Origin of the sequence: Streptomyces thermovulgaris (genome assembly GCF_002155915.1) — a bacterium.
GTDB lineage: Bacteria > Actinomycetota > Actinomycetes > Streptomycetales > Streptomycetaceae > Streptomyces > Streptomyces thermovulgaris.
The window spans coordinates 1-1,079 of the sequence record NZ_MUME01000311.1 but is presented as its reverse complement, the minus strand read 5'-3'; the positions used below and the strand labels follow the sequence as shown (position 1 = coordinate 1,079).

Below are 1,079 nucleotides of genomic sequence, written 5' to 3'. Positions count from 1 at the left end.
TCCCGCTCGCCGCGGCGGCCGACGCCCACCGGGCCCTCGAGAACCGCGGAACCGTGGGAAAGGTGGTGCTGGAACCCTGAACGGCCGGCCGTGCCCCGACCTGACCCTCCAGGAGTGCAACATGACCTGATTCATGATGTTCTGGCCGAATGAGCCGCCCTTGTCCAGGTGAACCCTCGTCGCCCCCTGTGACCGACCCCCACCGCTGGTGGGCCCTGATGGTCATCGCGCTCGCGCAGCTGATGGTCGTGCTGGACGCGACCATCGTGACCATCGCGCTCCCCTCCGCACAGCGTGCCCTGCACATGTCGGACGGCAACCGGCAGTGGGTCATCACCGCCTACTCCGTCGCCTTCGGCGGACTGCTGCTGCTGGGCGGAAGAGTCGCCGATCTGGTGGGCCGCAGGCGCACGTTCATCGCCGGGCTGATCGGCTTCGCCGCCGCCTCCACGATCGGCGGCGCGGCCACGTCCTCCGGCATGCTCTACGGCGCCCGCGCGCTCCAGGGCGTCTTCGCCGCCGTCCTCGCCCCCTCCGCGCTCAGTCTGGTGTCCACGACCTTCCCCGACCCGAAGGAACGCGGAAAGGCCTTCGGCGTCTACGGCGCCCTCGCGGGCAGCGGCTCGGCGATCGGGTTCATCGTGGGCGGTGTGCTGACCGAGTTCCTGAACTGGCGCTGGTGCCTGTACGTCAATGTGCCCATCGCCGCCCTCACGGTCCTCGGCGCCCTCACCCTGCTGCGCGACCGGCCCGGGAACCCCGGCGCCCGGCTGGACGTGCGCGGGGCGGTGCTGGGCTGCAGCGGACTGGTGGCCATCGTCTACGGACTCGGCGAGGCCCAGCCCCGCGGCTGGACGGACCCATGGGTGCTGGGTCTGCTCACGGCGGGCGCGGTGCTGCTCGCGGGCTTCGTGTGGTGGCAGGCCCGGGCGCCGATGCCGCTGCTGCCGCTGCACGTCGTCCGGGACCGCGACCGGGCCGGCTGCTTTCTGACCATGCTGCTGGCCGTGATCGGCATGTTCGGGGTGTACCTGTTCATGACCTACTACCTGCAGGGCGTCCTCGGCTACTCGCCGCTG

1 protein-coding gene is annotated in these 1,079 nt (G+C 71.2%); it reads left to right on the top strand.

Annotated elements, in window-relative coordinates:
- Window positions 1–218 precede the first annotated feature (218 nt).
- The coding region (locus tag CCN35_RS22080) for an MFS transporter (protein WP_169721382.1) at window positions 219–1,079 on the top strand (861 nt) is incomplete at its 3' end.